Genomic DNA, 19539 nt, shown 5'->3' with positions numbered 1-19539 from the left:
GCGAGTGCGCAACGGTGGCGTGAACCGCGTACTGATCGCTCTCGCGGGGCTGTTGCTGCTCGCGTTGGGCGGCTCGGTGCTGGCCGTGGGCGTCGGCGTGCGGCCGCCGCACTGGTGGCTGCACACGGGCGTCCACGACGTCCTGCTCAGCCGGGCCGAACGCACGCGCTGGCGGGGTGCCCGCTGGTGGTGGCCCGCGGTCATCGCCGCCCTGGCCCTCCTCGCGCTGTTCGCCCTGTGGTGGCTCACCGCGATCCTGCGCCGACGCCGGCTGACCCAGCTCCTGGTGGACACCGGCGACGGCGACGAGGCGTTCGTACGCGGCGCGACCCTGGAGTCGGTCCTGGCGCGGGAGGCCGCCGGACAGCGGGGGGTGGCGCGGGCCGGGGTCCACCTCCGCGGCCGACGCTCCGCTCCGACGATCCAGGCCTCGCTGCGGCTGGAGACGGGCATCGACCCGGCCACCGCACTGGCCGACTTCACGTCCGGCCCGCTGACCCACGCACGCGACTCGGCGGGCCTGGCGAAACTCCCGGCGGAGGTACGCCTGGCCTCGAGCAGACACCGCCCGGAACGCGTGAGCTGACAGCGCACGGACCCCCGCGCCCCGGAACGGGTGCCGCATGGCGTGCCGAGCCCCCGCTGGTCCGGTCGCCTGAGGCGGTGTCAGAAGCCGTGGCGCATTCCGCCGTCGACCGGCACCATGATTCCGCTGAGGTAGGACGCCGCCGGTGACAGCAGGAAGGCCGCCACCTTGCCGAACTCCTGCGGGGTCCCGTACCGGCGCAGGGGGATCCGGGACTCGTTCGCCGCCCGGGTCGCCTCCGGGTCGGCCGACAGCCCGTCCAGTTCACGCACACGATCCGTGTCGATGCGCGCCGGCAGCAGCCCCACCACCCGGATCCCGCGCGGACCCAGCTCGTCCGCGAGGGACTTGGCGAACCCGGCGAGTCCGGGCCGCAGCCCGTTGGAGATGGTCAGCGCCGGGATCGGCTCGTGCACCGACCCCGACAGCACGAACCCGATGACACCGCCCTCGGACAGCTCGGCGGCCGCCGCGCGGGCGAGCCGTACCGCGCCGAGGAACACCGACTCGAAGGCGTCGCGCCACTGCTCGTCGGTGTTGTCGGCGACGAACCCCGGCGGCGGCCCGCCCACGCTCACCAGCACACCGTGGAAGCCGCCGAAGTGCTCACGGGCGGCCGCGATCAACCGCTCGGGCGCCCGGTCGTCGGCGTTGTCCACGGCCAGGCCCACCGCGTTCGGTCCCAGTTCGGCGGCCGCGTCGGCGACCCGCTGCTCATCGCGCCCGGTGACGACCACCTTCGCGCCGTCGGCGACGAGCTCCCGCGCGGCGGCGTAGCCCAGCCCGCGCGTCGCTCCGGTGACGACGTACACCCGGTCCTTCAGTCCAAGATCCATGGCCCCTATCCTGCCTCGTCGTCCCCGAACAGCGTGAGAGTGGTCACCGGGGCGATGTGGCCGAGCGCCTGCGGGAAGTCGCGTGGCGGCGCATGATCCGGTTTCCCGGCGGGACGAGGGGCCGATCAGGTGGTGCGCCGGGGGAGTGGTGTCAAGGCGCGGGCCCCTCGTGCCCGGGACGGTCACACGGGGGCCGGTTCGCTCTCCTCCGGCTGCCGTGCCGCCGTGGCCTCCTCCCGGTCGCGCAGTTCGCGCCGCACCAGGGACCACCAGCCGAAGGGGACAGCGGCGGCGAACAGCCACCACTGGATCATGTACGCGTAGTTCAGCGGGGCGTCCTCGCTGCCGGGGTCGGAGATCTGCTCCGGCGAGCCGCCCTTGGACGCGGGCGCGGTCTGCTCGACGTAACCGCCGAGCACCCGCGCGCCGAGTCGCCGGGCCTCCTCCGCGCTGTTGATCAGCATGATCTGCCGGTCGGGCAGGCCCTTGACGTTCTTGATGCCGCTGGCGGCGGTCGTCTCGTCCGCCTTCAGCCGCCCGGTGATGGTGGTGCGGCCGGCCGGCGGGGCGGGGATCTTCGGGAAGGCGGTCTGGAGGCCGTTCGCGGGGATCCAGCCGCGGTTGACCAGGACCACCCTGCCGTCGGTGAGCACCAGCGGGGTGAGGACGTGGAAGCCGACCTCGTCGTCGGCGTTGGTCCGGCGCCGGACGACGACCTCCCTGGCGGTGTCGAAGGTGCCGGTGGCGGTGACCGTGCGGTACTTCTCGGTGCGGGTCACCACGTGCCCGGGAGAGGTCAGCCGCTCGACCGGGACCGGCCGCGCGTGCAGCGCGGAGGAGACCAGGTTGTTGCGGGCGGTGCGCTCCTGGTACCGGTGCTGCTGCCAGAAGCCCAGCTTGACCATCGTCGGTATCAGCGCGATCGCGACGAGTGTGAGAATCACCCACTGGCGGGACAACAGGAAGCGGTAGCGGTGCACCCCACGAAGGTACCCCCGAGCCAGGGGGTGCGCTGCGGGGGGTACCGCGTCAGGCCCGGTCGACCACTCCCGTCCTTCCCTCCGCGCGGGCGCAGTGTGCGCCGCAGTACCAGTGGCCCTCGGCCTCGACACCCTGCCCGATGATCTGCACCCGGCAGTGCTCGCAGATGGGGGCCATGCGATGGATCGCACAGGAGAAGCAGTCGAACACGTGTACCGCGCCCTGCGCGTGGACCTCGAAGGTCATTCCGTAGTCATTGCCGCAAACTTCGCATGTCGCCATGGGCCACAGGGTGAGCCGTCGCCGACGCGCGGGCGAGCGGCCGCCGGGTGAGTCGTGGCCCAATCACCCGTTCGTCCGATCAGCTGTCCGGTCCGGCCGGATGGGCCGGAGGCCTCGCCGGACACGCCGAGGGCCTTCGGGCGGTCACCCGTCGGCGGGCTCCACGTCCGCGAGCAGTTGCCCGAAGGCCGCCTCGTCCACGATCGGCGTGCCGAACTGCCGCGCCTTGACCGTCTTGGACGTGCCCGAGTCGGGGTCGTTGGTCACCAGCAGACTCGTCAGCCGGGAAATGCTGGTGGCCACGTGCAGCCCGGCGTCCGTCGCGCGGTCCTCCAGCATCTCCCGCTCCGTGGAGGTGTCGCCGGAGAACGCCACCCGCATGCCCTGCTTGAGTCGTTTGCCCTCTTCGTACCGGCCGGGGTTGGGGTGGGGGCAGGCGGGCCGCTTGCGGGAGGGGCGCCAACCGCCGGGGCGGTAACCGCCGTAGCCGCCCGACGCCTGCCGGGGCACGGGCCGGTCCGACCACTCCGTCAGCGGGCGGCACTCCAGCAGGGGCAGCCGCACCCCGCCCGTCGCCGCCGCGAGCAGACTGGGCCGGAAGGCCTCCGCCAGCACGCGCGCGTCGTCCAGCGCGTGGTGCGCCCGCTGCTGCACGACCCCGAAATGCGCTGCCAGGGACTCCAGTTTGAAGTTGGGCAGCGGCAGGCCCAGTTCCTTCGACAGCGCGATGGTGCACAGCCGCTGGCGCACCGGCGCCTCGCTGCGCACACGCGCGTACTCGCGCGCGATCATCTGCCAGTCGAAGACCGCGTTGTGCGCCACCAGGACCCGGCCGGCCAGGCGGGCGGCGAACTCCTCGGCGACGTCCCCGAACAGCGGCGCCCCTGCGAGCACCTCGCTCGTCAGGCCGTGTATCCACACGGGCCCCGGATCGCGCTCCGGGTTGACGAGCGTGTACCAGTGGTCCTCGACCTCGCCGCGCGCGTCCAGCCGGTACACGGCCGCCGAGATGATCCGGTCGTCCCGGGCCAGGCCGGTGGTCTCCACGTCAACGACCGCATATCCCTGGGGATACGCGGTCGGCCACCGGGTGGGGGAGGGCACTGCGGCCGCACGGTCTTCGAGCATGGTCACTGAGGATACGGGCCACGACCGACAGTGCCGTCCCTGAGGTGCCGACCGGCCCCCGCCGGCCCGGTCGGCCGCTCGGCCGTCGTACAGGGGTACGCGTACACGTGCCGCACCTTGGCTCACGGATCGACGTGCGGCGCCAGCAGGGCTCGTACCAGGGCCCGTACGGCCGTCGTGAACAGCCGTTCCGTGTCCGCCGGGCGGGCCAGCGCGCGGGCCAGTGCGGGATCGCCCCCGGCGTCCTCCGCGCCCCACAGTTCCTCCTCGCCGGGACGCTGCGCCGGGGCCCGCTCGCGGTGACGCTCCACCAGCACGTGCCCGACGACCTGGAACTGCACCGCCCGCACGAACTCGGCGGCCCGGGCGCCACGCAGCCCGGCCGCGTGCGCCTCCCCCACCAGCGCACGCTGGGCGGGCAGGAACATCCGCTCGGTCAGCCCCCGCTCGTGCACCAGGGCCACCAGGTGCGGATGATCGCGCAGCCGGCGGCGCAGGGCCCGCGCGACGCCGAGCACGCGCTGTTCGGGCGTGCGCCCGGACGGACGGATCTCGCCGAGGCCGGCCATCGTCCGCTCGACGAGGGCGTCCAGCAGCGCCTCCCGCCCACCCACGTGCCAGTAGATCGACGTCACGGCGGTGCCCAACTCGGCGGCGAGCCCGCGCATGGTGAGGGCGTCCGGGCCGCCCCGCCGCACCACTTCCGCGGCCGCGTCCAACACCGCCCGGCGGGTCAGCGCGGTCCTCGGTCCACTCGGCATACGTCACCAACTCCCGTCACCGCGTGTGTCTTTACCCTTCGCGACGACTGCTGTAACAGTGTTACAGATGACGGTCCGTCAGAAGAAGGGCGGTACGGCGTATGGCACGCGTACGGTACGGCGCACGGACCGAGGAGGAGATCGCCGCCACCCGCACCGCGGGCGCACGGCTCCCCGAGATCTGGTCCACCGGGGTGGTGGCCGTCTGGGAGACCGACCCGGACGCGGTCGCCGCGGTGCTGCCACCACCCCTGAAACCCGCGGGCAGCCCCCTCGCGCGGGTGAACATCAGCATCGTCGACCTGCCCGGACAGCCGCTCGGCGCGGGCTCGTTCGCGGTCGCCGCCGCCCACGGCACGGTCGAGGGCTGGTACCCGCTGGTCATGCCGATGACCCAGGAGCGGGCCCTGACCGGCGGGCGCGAGGTCTTCGGGGAACCCAAGAAGCTCGGCGAGGTGACCGTCGAACGCGACGGCTCCCTCCTGAGCGCGTCGATGAGGCGCCACGGTGTCGCCTTCGTCGAGATACGCGGCACGATCACCGCCGAGCTGCCGCTGCCGAAGCCCGCGCCCAGGACCGACTTCTACTTCAAGTTCCTGCCCGCGGTGGACGGTCACGGCTTCGACGCGGACCCGGTCCTGGTGCACTGCGTGCGCCACGAGAAGGTCCGCCGGCTGCGGCGGGTCGCCGGGGAGGTCGTCCTGCGCGAGTCGCCCCACGACCCCGTGGCCGACCTTCCGGTGCTGCGCCCGCGGGAGATCACCCTCGGCGAGAAGACCAGCGAGCAGCGCGGCCGGATCGTCGAACGTGTCGACCCCCGGGCGCTGCTGCCGTACATCCACCAGCGCTACGACGATCCGCGCCAAGTCCTCGACGCGCCGCCCGAGCGGAGCCGCTGATGGACCTGGAAGCGGGACAGGTCGCCGTCGTCACCGGCGCGGCGAGCGGCATCGGGCTCGCGCTCACCCACCGCTTCGCGGCCGAGGGCCTGAAGGTGGTCATGGCCGACGTCGAGGCGGCCGCCCTGGAACGAGCCGCGGCCGGCCTGCGCGCGCGGGGCGCCGACGTGCACGCGCGCGTGGTCGACGTCGGCGAGCGCGAACAGGTCATGGAGCTGGCCGAGTCGACGTACTCCACCTACGGGGCCGTGCACGTCCTGTGCAACAACGCGGGCGTCGGCTCGGGCGCCGAGGGCCGCATGTGGGAGCACGAGCCGAACGACTGGCGCTGGGCCTTCGCCGTCAACGTGTGGGGGGTCTTCCACGGCATCCAGGCCTTCGTGCCCCGGATGATCGATTCGGGCCGGCCCGGTCATGTCGTCAACACGTCGTCGACCGACGGCGGCATCGCGCCGCTGCCGACCGCCTCCGTGTACGCCGTCACCAAGGCGGCCGTCGTCACCCTGACCGAGTCGCTGTACGCCCAGCTGAGGGACGAACACGCGCGCGTGGGCGCCTCCGTGCTCTTCCCGGGCCCGCACATGCTGCGCACCGGCCTGTGGGAGTCCTACCGCAACCGCCCCGCCCGCTACGCCAAGCAACGCCCGCGCAAGGCTCCCTACCGCAGCCTCGACCAGTGGGAGACGGCGATGCGCGCGGCCGGCCGGGAGATCCGCTACACGCCCGTCGAGGAGGTCGCCGAACACGTCGTGGCCGGCATCCGCGAGGACCGCTTCTGGATGCTTCCGGCCGGCGAGCACAGCGACGCCCGGATCCGCGCGCGGGCGCGCTCGATGCTGGACCGCGCGAACCCGTCGTACCTCGAGACATTCGTCCTGGACTGAGAGGAGGCCTCCGGTGAGCCCACAGGACGACCCCTACCTGATCATCTCCTCCGACTGCCACGCAGGACTGCCCACCGAGCGCTACCGGCCCTACCTCGCCTCCCGCTTCCACCGCGACTTCGACGCGTTCCTCGCGGGCCGCGACCGGCGCCGCGAGGAGATGACCCGGCTCGGCGTCCGCAACGAGGCGTTCGCCGACCGCTGGTTCCACGACCACGAGGAGGGCCTGCGCGGCGGCTGGGACAGCGCGCGGCGCCTGAAGGAGCTGGACGGCGACGGCGTGGCCGCCGAGGTCGTCTTCCCGGACGCCGACGCGGTCGACAGCAGCACCGCCGCCCCCTTCGGCGTGGGCCTCGGCCTCTCCGGCGACCAGGACCCCGAACTGGGCATGGCCGGCGCCCAGGCGCACAACCGCTGGCTCGCCGACTTCGTCTCGGCCCACCCCGAACGGCACTGCGGCGTCGCGCTGCTGCCGGTCACCGCACCGGTCGACCGGGTGGTCGCCGAGATCCACCGGGCCCGGGAGTCCGGCCTCGGCGCCCTGCTGATCCCGGCCATGTGGGCCGGTCAGGCGCCCTACCACGACCGCCGTTACGACCCGGTGTGGGCGGCCGCCGCCGAGTACGCGATGCCGGTGCTCACCCACTCCGGTGCCGCCCCGCGCCACGAGTACGGCGACCACCTCGGCATCTACGTCAGTGAGGTCACCTGGTGGCCGGCCCGGCCGCTGTGGTTCCTGCTGTGGTCCGGCGTCTTCGAACGCCACCCGGGGCTGCGCTTCGGCATCGCCGAGTCGGGCTGTTGGTGGCTGCCGAACCTGCTGTGGTTCATGGACCGCCTCTACCTCGGCGCGCACGGCGGCAAGAAGCTCTCGCCCTTCGCGGAGCTGAGGCGCCCGCCGCACGAGTACCTGGACCGGCAGGTCTTCATCTGCGCCACCAACACCAAACGGCGCGAACTGGCCCAGCGCTACGAGATCGGCGTCGACAACATCCTGTGGGGCAGCGACTTCCCGCACCCCGAGGGCACCTGGCCCGACACGCGCGCGTGGCTGCGCCGCACCTTCCACGACATCCCCGTCGCCGAGACCCGCCGCATGCTGGGCCTCGCGGCGGCCGACGCCTTCGGCTTCGACACCGCCGCACTGGCGCCCGTGGCCCGCCGCATCGGGCCGACCCCCGCCGATCTCGGCCAGCCGGCCGACCAGACGGCGGTGGAGGCGTCCTGGGCCCGCTCGCGCGAGACCGGCCGGCACTGGCTGACCGGCGAGGACTTCCCGGTACTGGGGGTGAGGACCGATGAGTGACGACCGCTACACCGTGATCTCCGCCGACTGCCACGCCGGCGCGGACCTGCTCGACTACAAGCCCTACCTCGACAAGCGCCACCACGACGACTTCGACCTGTGGGCGGCCACCTACGTCAATCCGCACGAGGACCTCCTCGCCGACTGCGCCGACCGGAACTGGAACTCCGGGCGGCGCCTGGCGGAGCTGGAGGCGGACGGGATCGTCGCCGAGGTGATCTTCCCCAACACCATCCCGCCGTTCTTCCCGTCCGGCTCGCTCATGGCCCCGCCGCCGAACGCCGAGGAGTTCCGGCGCCGCTGGGCGGGCCTGCGCGCCCACAACCGCTGGCTCGCCGACTTCTGCGCCGCCGCGCCGGGCCGCCGGGCGGGCGTCTTCCAGATCCTCCTGGGCGACGTCGAGGAGGCCGTCAAGGAGATCCGCTGGGCCGCCTCGGCAGGCCTCAAGGGCGGTCTGATGCTGCCCGGCACCCCGCCCGGATCCGGCCTGCCCGAGCTGTACTCGCGGACCTACGACCCGATCTGGGCCGCCTGCGCCGAACTCGGCGTCCCCCTCAACCACCACGCCGGCTCCGCCTCACCGCCGCTCGGCGAGGAACCGGCCGCCCGCGCGGTGTTCATGGTGGAGACGACCTGGTTCTCCCACCGGGCCCTGTGGCACCTGGTCTTCGGCGGTGCCTTCCGTCGGCACCCGGACCTCACCCTGGTCCTGACCGAGCAGGGCTCCGGCTGGATCCCCGGGGTACTGGGCATGCTCGACTACTACCACGGCCGGCTCGTTGCGGCCGCCGGGCAGCCGTCCGGCGCCGCCACCGCGGAGGCCCGCTTCGGTGCCGGTCTGGCGGCCGGCATGGGCGCGCCGCCCTCCGAGGTGTGGCGCGAGAACTGCTTCGTCGGCGCCAGTTTCATGCGTCCCCACGAGGTTCCGCTGCGAGAGGCCATCGGCGTCGACAAGATCATGTGGGGTAGCGACTACCCGCACGACGAGGGCACCTTCCCCTACACCCGGGAAGCTTTGCGTCTCGCCTACGCCGACGTCCCGCGCGCGGAGGCCGCGGCCATGCTCGGCGGCAACGCGGCCCGCGTCTACGGCTTCGACCTCGGCCTCCTGGACACCGTCGCGGCGAAGGTGGGCCCCACCGTGGAAGAGGTCGCCACCCCCCTGACCACACCACCCGCCGCCGCGACCAGCCCGGCGTTCGCCCCGGGGGCGTCACTGCGGGTGTGGTGAGAACGGGAGGCCGGCGGGGGGGGGCCCCCCCCCCCCGGCGGGCCCCCCCCCCCCCCCCCCGCGGGGGCCCGGCCCCCCCCCCCCCGCCCGGCCCGCCCCCCCCCCCCCCCCGCCCGCCCCCGCCCGGCGGCCCCCCCCGGGGGGCCCCCCGGGGGGGGGGGCGGGGGGGTGGGGGGCGGGGGGGGGGGGGGGGGGGCCCCCCCCGCCGGGGGGCCCCCCGCCCCGGCTCGCGGCACCGGTGCGCGAGCACCTGGAAGGCACCTCGGCGCGCCTCCCGGCGCGGCCACGGCGTACCGTGAAGTGCGCGCTCGACCACCCCCCGAGCGCATCGCACGACACCCCGCACGCCCCGCACGAGAAGGATCCTCGCCATGCGCGCCACCACCATCCACGCCCCGTTCGACATGCGCGTGGAGGACGTCCCCGAGCCCATGGTGCAGCTGCCCACCGACGCCGTGGTGCGGGTGCTGCGCGCCTGCATATGCGGCAGCGACCTGTGGGCGTACCGCGGCGAGGCGGCCCGGCAGCCGGGACAGCGCATCGGCCACGAGTTCCTCGGCATCGTCGAGGAGACCGGCTCCGAGGTGTCCGCCGTCCGGCGCGGTGACCTGGTGGTCGCCCCCTTCATGTGGTCCGACGGCGTCTGCGACTACTGCCGCGAGGGCCTGACGACCTCCTGCGAGCACGGCGGCTTCTGGGGCTCGGTCGGCTACGACGGCGGCCAGGGCGAGGCGGTGCGTGTGCCGTTCGCCGACGGCACCCTCGTCACGCTGCCCAAGGACGCCGCCTCCGACGACCATCTGCTGTCCGCGCTGCTGACCCTCTCCGACGTCCTCGGCACCGGACACCACGCCGCCCTCGGCGCGGGCGTCCGCCCCGGCGCCACGGTCGCCGTGGTCGGCGACGGCGCCGTCGGGCTGTGCGCGGTGCTGGCCGCCAAGCGGCTGGGCGCCGAGCGGATCATCGCGCTGGGCCGGCACGAGGCCCGCACCGACATCGCCCGCCGCTTCGGCGCCACCGACGTGGTCGCCGAGCGCGGCGACGCGGCCGTCGAGGCCGTCCGCGCACTCACCCGCGGCCAGGGCGCGCACGCCGTCGTCGAGGCGGTCGGCACCGAGCAGTCGATGCGGACGGCCGTCGACATCACCCGGGACGGCGGCGCGATCGGCTTCGTGGGCGTGCCGCACGGCAGCGGCACCGGCCTGGACCTCGGTGTCATGTTCGACCGGAACATCGCCCTGCGCGGCGGGGTGGCCCCGGTCCGCGCCTACATCCCCGACCTGCTGCCCGACGTCCTGGACGGCACGATCGACCCCTCGCCGGTGTTCGACATGACCGTCGGCATCGAGGGTGTACCCGACGGCTACAAGGCGATGGACGAGCGCACCGCCCTCAAGGTGATGGTCACCAACCACCGTTGACCGGCCGGGGCCGCGGGCCGACGGCGGATCAGGCACTCCAGCGGGCCGGGGACGAGCCCCAGGGCTCCGGCGGCCGTGACCAGTGCGCGGGGCCGCCCGTGAAGGACACGGGCGGCAGCGCGTACCGCAGCCGGCCCAGGGGACCGTCCGTCTCCGCCAGCCGGGCGTCCGGGCCCTCGTACGGCGCCCCCGCGTCCGGTTCCGGCCGGATCCCTTCCGTCAGCCAGTGCGCGGTCCGGGCGAGCGCCAGCCGAACGCCGCGCCCGCGTCCGTCGTACGACCGCTCGGTCAGCGCCCGCAGCACGGCCGCCGCCAGCAGATACCCGCTGCCGTGGTCCAGGGCCTGGGCCGGCAGCGCGCCCGGCTCCCCGGCCGAGCCCTCGGTCACCGCGATGCCGGTCGCGACCTGCACCAGGCTGTCGAAACCGCGCCGGCCGCCCCAGGGCCCGTAGCCGCCCCACGCCGAGACCTGCGCCACGATCAGGCCCGGCCGCCGCGCCGACAGTGCGCCGGGAGAGAGCCCGAACCGGTCGAGGGCGCCCGGCCGGTAGCCGGTGACCACGACGTCCGCCGAGCGCAGCAGCTCCTCGAACCGGTCCCGGCCGGCGGTGAGGTCGAGGGTCGCCGAGCGTTTGCCGAAGCCCGTGTCGGCGTGCTGGTCGGGCAGTTCGGGCAGCCACGGGGCGTCCAGGCGCAGCACGTCGGCGCCGAGCAGGGCGAGGGTGCGCGTGGCCACCGGGCCGGCCAGCACCCGGGTCAGATCGAGGACGCGCACTCCGGCGGCGGGCAGCAGCGCGGCGGCGTCGGCGTCCAGCGGCGCGAGCCCGCTCGCGCGGACCCCGTCCAGCAGCTCGCGCTCGACCAGCGGCCGGGCGGCCACCTCGGCGGCCTGCTCGTGCGCCCGCCAGCGTGCCGGGGTGCGCAGGGCGACGGCGAGGCCGCCGGCGCCGTAGACGCTCTCCTCCGCCTCCAGGGCCGTCAGCGCGGCGAACCGCGCGGCCACCTCCGGCACCGAGGACTCCGCCGGCAGGCCCAGCGCGTCGAGCAACCGGGCCCGGTGGTGCGGATAGTTGGCGTGGGTGCGCACCCAGCCGTCGGCGGTCCGCCAGAACCGGGACAGCGGTGCGAAGGCGACCGGCGCGCGCCCGTCGATGCGCAGCAGCCGCTCGCTGTGGAAGGCGGCGGCGACCGCCGCGTCGTCGAGCCGGACAGCGGGGACCGGGTCCAGCCCGGCTCGGCGGCCCGCCAGTTCCGCGGCCGCCAGCGCGCACGCGCCGACACAGGCCCTTGCCAGCTCCCGGACGGGAAGACGCGCCCGGAGCGCGCCCTCCCGCACCACGGAGGTGAGCCGGGCGAGATGAGCGGGGTCGCCGCCCACGGCGGACCACGCGTAGTTGACAGCAGTCATGACTGCACTATGCAGTATTGATGCAATCAACCTATTGGGCTGGCGGCTACCTGGTCACCGCGGCCAGTGCGTCCGCCGTACCCCAGCCGTAGAAGCCGTTGTGGTTCTTGGACCCCTCGCACACGGCGTCGACCTTGCCGTCACCGTCGATGTCATAGGGGTCCGTGCACGGCGTGGCGTCGGCCTCCGCGTACAGCAGTGCCTTCACCAGGGCGGCGGAGGCGTGCGGATGGGTTGACTTGATCAATGCGGCAACGCCCACCACATGCGGGGTCGCCATCGACGTACCGGCCATGTAGCCCCACTTGCCGCCCGGCAGCGGGCCCAGGATGAGACCGCTGGTCGCCGGTGGCTGCGGCTTCTGGTAGGCCGTCGAGTCACCACCGGGCGCGGCGATGTCGATCACCCCGAGGCCGTAGTTGGAGAAGGACGACTTCAGGCCCTTGGCGCCGGTGGACGCGACCGTGACCACACCCGGCAGCTGGGTCGGGATGTCGTAGCACTTGTGCGGGTCGATCACCCGGTCCGACGGGGTGCCGTCATTGGGGGAGACCGGGTCGGTGATGGAGTGGGACGCGAGGTCGTAGCTCTCGTTGCCCGCCGCGGCGACGTTGACCGTGCCCTTCTTCTCCGCGTACCGCGAGGCCCGGGTGATGGCGTCCACGAGCGCCCGCTGGTCCGGGTCGTCGGTGCAGTTGAAGTACCACGGGTCCGTGTAGTAGCTGTTGTTGGTCACGTCGACGTGGTGCTCGGCGGCCCACACAAAGCCGCAGACCACGGCCTCGGTGTAGAAGAACCCGTCCGGGTTGGCGACCTTGATGCCCGCCACCTTCACACCCGGCGCCACACCCGTGACACCCACGCCGTTCTTCGCGGCGGCGATCTCGCCCGCCACGTGCGTGCCGTGCGGGCTCTCCGAGGCGCTCGGCCGCCAGGCCCCGTCCGTCGTGTCCGGCTTGCCCGACACACAGTTGGCGGAGGCCGCGCGGTCGAAGTTGGGCGCGATGTCCGGGTGGGTGTCGTCCACGCCGGTGTCGATGACCGCGACCGTCACCCGCCGGCTGCCCAGGGTCTTCTCGTGCGCCTTGTCCGCCTTGATGGCGGGCAGGTCCCACTGCAGCGGTTCCAGCGGGTCCTGGCCGTCGGCCGCCCGGGCACCGGCGACCTGCGCGGCGCTCAGGACCTTCGGCGTACCCACGTCGGTGGTGGACTGGGCGGGCAGCGGCGCGTGGCGGGTGGCTCCGGCCGAGTCGACTCCGCGGACGGCGCGGATGCGCGTGGCGAAGTCCGGGTCGGCCGAGTGGACGACGATCACACCGATCCGGTCGTAACTGGTCACGATCGTGGCGCCCGCACGCGTGATCTCCCGCTGGACGGACCTGATCGTGCGGTGGTCCGTCCGGGTGTTCACCACGTACGAGAGGTTCGGTCCATCGGCCGCCGCCCGCGCCGCCCCGGTCGCCGTGGCGGGGGTCGCCGAGGCCGCCGCCGGCAGGAAACCGAGCGAGGCGGTCAGCGACAGCACGACCGGTACGGCGAGCGCGAGCCGGCGTCTGGGGCGCAGTCGAACCATGGGATCTCCACATCAATCCGGATACGGAACCGCCCGAGACACGGGTAGCGCTCGGGCAGGTACATGGCAAGTGGTGCAGGGTGAAGCTATCTGCCGCGCCCCGTCCGCGAAAGAGCACGCCGGACTTGAACCGCCCCGAGCGTGGCGCCGTGACCGTGGACAGGGGGCCCAGCAGGATCGTGGCCTCCCCGGAATCACGTACCGGACCCGGCTCCGACTCCGGTCACGGGATTCCTGCTCCGCGAGGCCAGAAACGCGCATGCCCGTCACCCGAGGAGACTCCGTGGCCACCGACACACCACCCCCCGTCACACCGGGGCCCCCGCTTCCCTCCACCGACGAGTTCATCGAGGTGCAGCACGGCGCGGAGTTCGCTGCACTGCGCCGCTCCCACCGCACCTTCGTCTTCCCGCTGACCGTCGGCTTCATCGCCTGGTACCTGCTCTACGTCCTGCTGTCCAACTACGCGGGCGGCTTCATGGGCACCAAGGTCGCGGGCAACGTCAACATGGCCCTCGTCCTGGGCCTCGCACAGTTCCTCACCACCTTCCTCATCGCCTGGTGGTACGCGCGGCACGCCGCGGCCAGGCTCGACCCCGAGGCCGAGGCCATCAAGTCCCGGATGGAGGGCGGAGCATGAGCCCCGCACAGCACACCCTGCTGGCCGCCGGCGAGGCGAGCCAGCACCGCACGCTGATCATCACGCTGTTCGCGGTGTTCGTCGCCGCGACACTCGTCATCACCGTCTGGGCGGGTCGCCAGACGAAGGACGCCGCCGACTTCTACGCCGGCGGACGTCAGTTCACCGGCTTCCAGAACGGCCTCGCCGTCTCCGGCGACTACATGTCCGCCGCGTCCTTCCTCGGCATCGCCGGCGCCATCGCCCTGTTCGGCTACGACGGCTTCCTGTACTCCATCGGCTTCCTCGTCGCCTGGCTCGTCGCCCTCCTCCTGGTCGCCGAACCGCTGCGCAACTCCGGCCGCTACACCATGGGTGACGTGCTGGCCTACCGGATGCGTCAGCGGCCCGTCCGCACGGCCGCCGGCGTCTCCACGATCGTCGTCTCGATCTTCTACCTGCTGGCCCAGATGGCCGGCGCCGGTGTCCTCGTCTCCCTGCTGCTGGGCATCACCAGCGACGGCGGCAAGATCGGCATCGTCGCCCTGGTCGGCGTCCTGATGATCGTGTACGTCACCATCGGCGGCATGAAGGGCACCACCTGGGTTCAGATGGTCAAGGCGGTGCTGCTGATCATCGGCGCCCTGCTGCTGACCTTCATGGTCCTGGTCAAGTTCGACTTCAACGTCTCGGAACTCCTCGGCAGGGCCGCCGACAACAGCGGAAAGGGCTCGGCGTTCCTGGAGCCCGGCCTGAAGTACGGCGCCACGGGCACCACGAAACTCGACTTCCTCTCGCTCGGCATTGCCCTGGTGCTCGGCACCGCGGGCCTTCCGCACATCCTCATCCGCTTCTACACCGTGCCCACCGCCAAGGCCGCCCGTAAGTCCGTGCTCTGGGCGATCGGCCTGATCGGCGCCTTCTATCTGATGACCCTCGCCCTCGGGTTCGGCGCCGCCGCGCTGATCAAACCGGACGAGATCATCGCCTCCAACAAGGCGGGCAACACCGCCGCCCCGCTCCTCGCCCTCCATCTCGGGGGAGTGGACTCCAACTGGGGCGCCGTGCTGCTCGCCACCATCTCGGCCGTGGCCTTCGCCACGATCCTCGCGGTCGTCGCCGGCCTCACCCTGGCCTCGTCCTCCTCCTTCGCGCACGACATCTACGCGAACGTCATCAAGAGGGGACAGGCCACCGAGAAGCAGGAGCTGGGCGCCGCCCGCTGGGCGACCGTCGGCATCGGCGCGGTCTCCATCGTCCTCGGCGCCCTCGCCCGCGACCTCAACGTGGCCGGTCTCGTGGCCCTCGCCTTCGCGGTCGCGGCCTCCGCCAACCTGCCGACCATCCTCTACAGCCTGTTCTGGAAGCGGTTCACCACCTCGGGCGCCCTGTGGTCGATCTACGGCGGCCTGGTCACCGCCGTCGGCCTGGTCCTGTTCTCCCCGGTGGTCTCCGGCGGGCCCACCTCGATGTTCCCCGAGGTCGACTTCCACTGGTTCCCGCTGGAGAACCCCGGGATCATCTCCATCCCGGTCGGGTTCCTGCTCGGCGTTCTGGGCACCCTGCTGTCGAAGGAGACCCCGGACGCCGGCAAGTACGCGGAACTGGAGGTGCGGTCCCTGACCGGCACCGGAGCACACTGACCTCTTCCAGCTTCCTACGGACGGCCGCGTCGCCCGGGACTGTACGGTCCTACGACGCGGCCGTGGCGCACCTCGTGGGATCGGGCCGCTGTCTATGTCGGTGGTGTCACGTAGGCTCGCAGATGACGCAGGACACACCGGTGGACGAACCACCGGAGCCCGCGACGTGTGTACCGGAGAGGGAGGGGGCCCCGTGCTCATCGACACCTATGGCCGAGTCGCCACCGACCTGAGGGTCTCGCTGACCGACCGGTGCAATCTGCGCTGCACCTACTGCATGCCCGAGGAAGGCCTGCAGTGGCTGGCGAAGCCCGACCTGCTCACCGACGACGAGATCGTCCGCCTCATCGACATCGCGGTGCGCGTGCTCGGCGTCGAGGAAGTCCGGTTCACCGGCGGCGAGCCCCTGCTCCGCCCCGGGCTGGTCGGTATCGTCGAGCGCGTCGCCGCCCTCGGCCCGCGCCCCCGGATGTCCCTGACGACGAACGGCATCGGCCTCAAGCGCACGGCGACCGCCCTGAAGGCGGCGGGCCTGGACCGGGTCAACGTCTCCCTCGACACCCTGCGCCCCGACGTCTTCAAGACCCTCACCCGCCGCGACCGCCACCAGGACGTCCTCGACGGCCTCCAGGCCGCCCGCGAGGCGGGGCTCACCCCGGTCAAGGTCAACACGGTCCTGATGCCGGGCCTGAACGAGGACGAGGCCCCCGACCTGCTCGCCTGGGCCGTCGAGCACGACTACGAGCTGCGGTTCATCGAGCAGATGCCGTTGGACGCCCAGCACGGCTGGAAGCGCGAGGGCATGGTCACCGCGGGCGACATCCTCGCCTCCCTGCGCACCCGCTTCGACCTCACCGCCGAGGGCGCGGACGAGCGCGGGTCGGCTCCGGCGGAGCGCTGGGTGGTGGACGGCGGCCCGCACCGGGTCGGCGTGATCGCCTCGGTCACCCGCCCGTTCTGCGCGGCCTGCGACCGCACCCGGCTGACCGCCGACGGTCAGATACGGACCTGTCTGTTCGCCACCGAGGAGACCGACCTGCGCGCCGCCCTGCGCTCGGGCGCCCCCGACGAGGAGATCGCCCGGATCTGGCGGCTGGCGATGTGGGGCAAGAAGGCGGGCGCCGGCCTGGACGATCCGTCGTTCGTGCAGCCGGACCGGCCCATGTCGGCGATCGGCGGCTAGGACGCTTCCCGTTCCCGCCAGTCCGCGAACGCCACCACGTCCTTCAGGAAGCCCCGCACCCCGAGGAACCGCGACAGATACTCGCGATGCTCCTCGCAGGCCAGCCAGGTCTTGCGCCGCTCCGGCTGGTGGATCTTCGGGTTGTTCCAGGCCAGCACCCACTCGGCGGCGGCGCGGCAGCCCTTGGCGGAGCAGATCGGGGTCTCGTCACTCACGGATTCTCGCCACTCACAGGTTCGTCTCGCGTTCGTCTCTCGGAAACGGTCGCGAACAAGGCGACGCCGAGCAGCCACGGGGGGAGCTGCCCGGCGTCGGTCTGTCGCTCCGACGGGGGATGCGGAGCGCGTACGAAGTATGTCACGGGTCGCCCGTCGCCCGGCACTGGAACTGCATGATTGATCTGAGCATTTCTTGAGCCTGGGCGCGCGGTCGCATTCCGCTTCCGGCGCGGGCGCCCGGTCATGCCGCCGGGTTCGTCGGCACGTCCTTCGGCCCGGAGTCCGCCGGTTCGTCCTCGGCCCGGGGCGGCATGATCATCGGGCGCGTCGGCACGGTGACGAACGTCGAGGGCAGGGACTGCGGCCGCTCCCGGCCGGCGTTCGCGACGACCACGGCGATATAGGGCAGGAGCGCACCCGCCACCAGCGCCACGATCGCGACGTACCGTTCGACGTTCCACAAGGTCACCGCGAGGATCACCGACAGGGTACGGATCGTCATCGAGATGACGTACCGCCGTTGTCGGCCCCGTACGTCTTCGGCGAGCCCGGACCGGGCACCGGTGATCCGGAACACCTGGACGCCGCCGTGCTGCTTCCGCATCACACTCTCACCATCCGCCCGCATCGGACTCTCCCGCCGGCCCGCACCGCTGTCCACGCCCTGCGGGGAACCGGGCCGGGACACCTCCCACGGTACGCCGGGCCTTCGCCGGCCACGAGACCGGGGCGCCGGACCGGTACGCCCGCTGCCTGGCACGACGCCGTCCAGCCGCGCGTACGGGGGAACCCGACATGCGCCGTGTGGCGGCCCGACCCAGACTGACCGTAATGCTCACGTAGAGCCGTAAGAGGAGGCAGCCATGGGCTGGTTGTGGGCGATCATCGTGGGGTTCGTGCTGGGCCTGATCGCCAAGGCGATCATTCCGGGCAAGCAGCACAGCCCCCTGTGGCTGACCACCATCTGCGGCATGCTCGGCGCCATCGTGGGCAACGCCATCGCCCGCGCGGTCGGGGTAGGGGCCACCCGCGGCATCGACTGGAGCCGGCACATCTTCCAGCTCGTGGCCGCGATCATCATCGTCGCCGCGGTGGACGCCCTCTACATGGCGACGCTGGGCAAGAGGAAGTACCAGCGGGCCTGAGCTTCCCGCGCGGGGCGCGGGCGGTGGGGCATGGGCACAGGGGCGCGGGGGAGGGACGCGGGCAACCGCGCGACGAGCCACGACGTACCGGCCGTACCGACCGCCGTACCGCGACCGGCCGACCGCGGCGAAGCCCACGCCCCCGAGCCGCTAGCCGGACACGACCTCCACCGCGGCCAGGTTCTTCTTGCCCCGACGCAGCACCAGCCACCGCCCGTCCAGCAGGTCGTCCTTGGCCGGGACGGCATCCTCGGCGGCGACCTTCACGTTGTTCACGTAGGCACCGCCCTCCTTCACCGTCCGCCGCGCGGCGGACTTGCTGGCCACGAGCCCGACCTCGGCGAACAGGTCGACCACCGGCTTCAGCTCGGTGACCTGGATGTGCGGCACCTCGGACAGCGCCGCCGCCAGCGTCCCGCCGTCCAGCTCCGCCAGCTCGCCCTGACCGAACAGCGCCTTGGACGCGGCGATCACCGCGGCCGTCTGCCCGGCGCCGTGCACCAGCGTCGTCAGCTCCTCGGCGAGCGCGCGCTGCGCCGCCCGGGCCTGCGGACGCTCCTCGGTCTGCCGCTCCAGCTCCTCCAGCTTCTCGCGGGACCTGAAGGAAAGGATCCGCAGGTACCGGGAGACGTCGCGGTCGTCCACGTTCAGCCAGAACTGGTAGAACGCGTACGGCGTCGTCATCTCCGGGTCGAGCCAGACGGCGCCGCCCTCGGTCTTGCCGAACTTGGTGCCGTCCGCCTTGGTCATCAGCGGCGTGGCCAGGGCGTGCACCGAGGCGCCCGGCTCCAGCCGGTGGATCAGGTCGAGCCCGGCCGTGAGGTTGCCCCACTGGTCGCTGCCACCCTGCTGGAGCGTGCAGCCGTACCGCCGGAACAGCTGCAGGAAGTCCATGCCCTGAAGGATCTGGTAGCTGAACTCGGTGTAGCTGATGCCCTGGTCGGACTCCAGGCGACGGGCCACGGAGTCCTTCGTCAGCATCTTGTTGACGCGGAAGTGCTTGCCGATGTCCCGGAGGAACTCGATCGCGGAGAGGTTCGCGGTCCAGTCGAGGTTGTTGACCATGACGGCCGCGTTCTCGCCCTCGAAGGAGAGGAACGGCTCGATCTGGGAGCGCAGCTTGTCCACCCAGCCGGCCACCGTCTCCGGGTCGTTCAGCGTGCGCTCGGCGGTCGGGCGCGGGTCGCCGATCAGGCCCGTGGCGCCGCCCACCAGCGCCAGCGGCCGGTGGCCGGCCCGCTGGAGCCGGCGCACGGTGAGCACCTGCACCAGGTGCCCGATGTGCAGGGACGGCGCGGTCGGGTCGAAACCGCAATAGAACGTGACGGGACCGTCCGCGAACGCCTTGCGCAATGCGTCCTCGTCAGTGGAGAGGGCCAGCAGCCCGCGCCACTTCAGCTCGTCGACGATGTCCGTCACGGTTCTCGTGTCTCCT

20 protein-coding genes are annotated in these 19539 nt (G+C 72.7%); 10 read left to right on the top strand and 10 right to left on the bottom strand.

Features of this window, described 5'->3' with window-relative positions:
- Positions 1-19 precede the first annotated feature (19 nt).
- Complete coding sequence (gene amaP / locus ACIBA9_RS12430) at positions 20-586, top strand: alkaline shock response membrane anchor protein AmaP (RefSeq protein ID WP_399362203.1); 567 nt, start codon at positions 20-22, stop codon at positions 584-586.
- Between the two features lie 80 nt (positions 587-666).
- On the opposite strand, the gene ACIBA9_RS12425 is transcribed toward amaP, so the two are convergent.
- From ACIBA9_RS12425 to ACIBA9_RS12405, 5 genes are all read right to left on the bottom strand, one after another.
- Positions 667-1422, bottom strand: a complete 756-nt coding sequence (locus tag ACIBA9_RS12425) for an SDR family oxidoreductase (protein ID WP_399362201.1) — start codon at positions 1420-1422, stop codon at positions 667-669.
- Positions 1423-1604: 182 nt separating this feature from the next.
- Positions 1605-2402 carry an SURF1 family protein gene (locus ACIBA9_RS12420; protein WP_399362199.1) on the bottom strand — a complete coding sequence of 266 codons (798 nt, stop codon included), beginning with the start codon at positions 2400-2402 and terminating at the stop codon, positions 1605-1607.
- Between the two features lie 49 nt (positions 2403-2451).
- Positions 2452-2685: a hypothetical protein gene (locus ACIBA9_RS12415; protein ID WP_362161955.1), complete on the bottom strand. Its 234-nt coding sequence runs from the start codon at positions 2683-2685 to the stop codon at positions 2452-2454.
- Positions 2686-2829: 144 nt separating this feature from the next.
- A complete protein-coding gene (locus ACIBA9_RS12410; protein WP_399362197.1) occupies positions 2830-3813 on the bottom strand; it encodes a DEDDh family exonuclease in 984 nt (327 codons plus the stop codon).
- Positions 3814-3935: 122 nt separating this feature from the next.
- Complete coding sequence (locus ACIBA9_RS12405) at positions 3936-4574, bottom strand: TetR/AcrR family transcriptional regulator (RefSeq protein WP_399362195.1); 639 nt, start codon at positions 4572-4574, stop codon at positions 3936-3938.
- Positions 4575-4675: 101 nt separating this feature from the next.
- Between ACIBA9_RS12405 and ACIBA9_RS12400 the strand changes: the two genes are divergently transcribed.
- The 5 genes from ACIBA9_RS12400 (at position 4676) to ACIBA9_RS12380 (ending at position 10315) form a co-directional block, all read left to right on the top strand.
- Positions 4676-5473: an acetoacetate decarboxylase family protein gene (locus tag ACIBA9_RS12400; protein WP_399362193.1), complete on the top strand. Its 798-nt coding sequence runs from the start codon at positions 4676-4678 to the stop codon at positions 5471-5473.
- On the top strand, positions 5473-6357 hold the full coding sequence (locus ACIBA9_RS12395; RefSeq protein WP_399362191.1) for an SDR family NAD(P)-dependent oxidoreductase: 885 nt from the start codon (positions 5473-5475) through the stop codon (positions 6355-6357). Before ACIBA9_RS12400 ends, ACIBA9_RS12395 begins: the two co-directional genes overlap by 1 nt.
- Before the next feature lie 13 nt (positions 6358-6370).
- The gene (locus ACIBA9_RS12390; RefSeq protein WP_399362190.1) at positions 6371-7663 is read left to right on the top strand and encodes an amidohydrolase family protein; all 1293 of its coding nucleotides are present in this window, start codon (positions 6371-6373) and stop codon (positions 7661-7663) included.
- Positions 7656-8894, top strand: a complete 1239-nt coding sequence (locus ACIBA9_RS12385) for an amidohydrolase family protein (RefSeq protein ID WP_399362188.1) — start codon at positions 7656-7658, stop codon at positions 8892-8894. The genes ACIBA9_RS12390 and ACIBA9_RS12385 overlap by 8 nt, the downstream gene beginning before the upstream one ends.
- Before the next feature lie 371 nt (positions 8895-9265).
- Positions 9266-10315, top strand: a complete 1050-nt coding sequence (locus ACIBA9_RS12380) for a zinc-dependent alcohol dehydrogenase family protein (RefSeq protein WP_399362186.1) — start codon at positions 9266-9268, stop codon at positions 10313-10315.
- Positions 10316-10343: 28 nt separating this feature from the next.
- Here ACIBA9_RS12380 and ACIBA9_RS12375 read toward each other — a convergent pair whose 3' ends face one another.
- Together ACIBA9_RS12375 and ACIBA9_RS12370 are read right to left on the bottom strand one after the other, a co-directional pair.
- On the bottom strand, positions 10344-11723 hold the full coding sequence (locus ACIBA9_RS12375; protein WP_399362184.1) for a CoA transferase: 1380 nt from the start codon (positions 11721-11723) through the stop codon (positions 10344-10346).
- Positions 11724-11769: 46 nt separating this feature from the next.
- On the bottom strand, positions 11770-13296 hold the full coding sequence (locus ACIBA9_RS12370) for a S8 family peptidase (RefSeq protein WP_399362182.1): 1527 nt from the start codon (positions 13294-13296) through the stop codon (positions 11770-11772).
- A 283-nt stretch (positions 13297-13579) separates the two neighbouring features.
- Here ACIBA9_RS12370 and ACIBA9_RS12365 point away from each other — a divergent pair, with 283 nt between their 5' ends.
- From ACIBA9_RS12365 to moaA, 3 genes are all read left to right on the top strand, one after another.
- Complete coding sequence (locus tag ACIBA9_RS12365) at positions 13580-13936, top strand: DUF485 domain-containing protein (RefSeq protein WP_399362180.1); 357 nt, start codon at positions 13580-13582, stop codon at positions 13934-13936.
- Positions 13933-15558, top strand: coding sequence for a cation acetate symporter (locus ACIBA9_RS12360; RefSeq protein WP_399362179.1), 1626 nt, complete (start codon positions 13933-13935; stop codon positions 15556-15558). The genes ACIBA9_RS12365 and ACIBA9_RS12360 overlap by 4 nt, the downstream gene beginning before the upstream one ends.
- A gap of 193 nt (positions 15559-15751) precedes the next feature.
- Complete coding sequence (gene moaA / locus ACIBA9_RS12355; protein ID WP_399362177.1) at positions 15752-16741, top strand: GTP 3',8-cyclase MoaA; 990 nt, start codon at positions 15752-15754, stop codon at positions 16739-16741.
- Here the strand turns inward: moaA and ACIBA9_RS12350 are convergent.
- Together ACIBA9_RS12350 and ACIBA9_RS12345 are read right to left on the bottom strand one after the other, a co-directional pair.
- A complete protein-coding gene (locus tag ACIBA9_RS12350; RefSeq protein WP_399362175.1) occupies positions 16738-16956 on the bottom strand; it encodes a hypothetical protein in 219 nt (72 codons plus the stop codon). The genes moaA and ACIBA9_RS12350 overlap by 4 nt on opposite strands.
- A 244-nt stretch (positions 16957-17200) precedes the next feature.
- On the bottom strand, positions 17201-17563 hold the full coding sequence (locus ACIBA9_RS12345; protein ID WP_399362173.1) for a DUF3099 domain-containing protein: 363 nt from the start codon (positions 17561-17563) through the stop codon (positions 17201-17203).
- A gap of 259 nt (positions 17564-17822) precedes the next feature.
- Between ACIBA9_RS12345 and ACIBA9_RS12340 the strand changes: the two genes are divergently transcribed.
- Positions 17823-18104, top strand: coding sequence for a GlsB/YeaQ/YmgE family stress response membrane protein (locus ACIBA9_RS12340; RefSeq protein WP_399362171.1), 282 nt, complete (start codon positions 17823-17825; stop codon positions 18102-18104).
- Between the two features lie 150 nt (positions 18105-18254).
- Here the strand turns inward: ACIBA9_RS12340 and tyrS are convergent, their stop codons facing one another.
- Entirely contained in the window at positions 18255-19523 is a 1269-nt protein-coding gene (gene tyrS, locus ACIBA9_RS12335) for a tyrosine--tRNA ligase (RefSeq protein WP_399362169.1), read from the bottom strand.
- Positions 19524-19539 lie beyond the last annotated feature (16 nt).

It is taken from the genome of Streptomyces sp. NPDC051452 (assembly GCF_044454765.1).
GTDB lineage: Bacteria > Actinomycetota > Actinomycetes > Streptomycetales > Streptomycetaceae > Streptomyces.
The sequence above is the reverse complement of the archived record's forward strand: the minus strand, read 5'-3'. Positions and strand labels throughout refer to the sequence as shown.

Excerpts from the sequence above, each read along its gene's own strand:
- ACIBA9_RS12425 (WP_399362201.1), bottom strand. The coding sequence starts at position 1,422 with ATGGATCTTGGACTGAAGGACCGGGTGTACGTCGTCACCGGAGCGACG.
- ACIBA9_RS12415 (WP_362161955.1), bottom strand. The coding sequence starts at position 2,685 with ATGGCGACATGCGAAGTTTGCGGCAATGACTACGGAATGACCTTCGAG.
- ACIBA9_RS12410 (WP_399362197.1), bottom strand. The coding sequence starts at position 3,813 with ATGCTCGAAGACCGTGCGGCCGCAGTGCCCTCCCCCACCCGGTGGCCG.
- ACIBA9_RS12405 (WP_399362195.1), bottom strand. The coding sequence starts at position 4,574 with ATGCCGAGTGGACCGAGGACCGCGCTGACCCGCCGGGCGGTGTTGGAC.
- ACIBA9_RS12400 (WP_399362193.1), top strand. The coding sequence starts at position 4,676 with ATGGCACGCGTACGGTACGGCGCACGGACCGAGGAGGAGATCGCCGCC.
- ACIBA9_RS12395 (WP_399362191.1), top strand. The coding sequence starts at position 5,473 with ATGGACCTGGAAGCGGGACAGGTCGCCGTCGTCACCGGCGCGGCGAGC.
- ACIBA9_RS12385 (WP_399362188.1), top strand. The coding sequence starts at position 7,656 with ATGAGTGACGACCGCTACACCGTGATCTCCGCCGACTGCCACGCCGGC.
- ACIBA9_RS12380 (WP_399362186.1), top strand. The coding sequence starts at position 9,266 with ATGCGCGCCACCACCATCCACGCCCCGTTCGACATGCGCGTGGAGGAC.
- ACIBA9_RS12375 (WP_399362184.1), bottom strand. The coding sequence starts at position 11,723 with ATGACTGCTGTCAACTACGCGTGGTCCGCCGTGGGCGGCGACCCCGCT.
- ACIBA9_RS12370 (WP_399362182.1), bottom strand. The coding sequence starts at position 13,296 with ATGGTTCGACTGCGCCCCAGACGCCGGCTCGCGCTCGCCGTACCGGTC.
- ACIBA9_RS12360 (WP_399362179.1), top strand. The coding sequence starts at position 13,933 with ATGAGCCCCGCACAGCACACCCTGCTGGCCGCCGGCGAGGCGAGCCAG.
- ACIBA9_RS12345 (WP_399362173.1), bottom strand. The coding sequence starts at position 17,563 with ATGCGGAAGCAGCACGGCGGCGTCCAGGTGTTCCGGATCACCGGTGCC.
- ACIBA9_RS12340 (WP_399362171.1), top strand. The coding sequence starts at position 17,823 with ATGGGCTGGTTGTGGGCGATCATCGTGGGGTTCGTGCTGGGCCTGATC.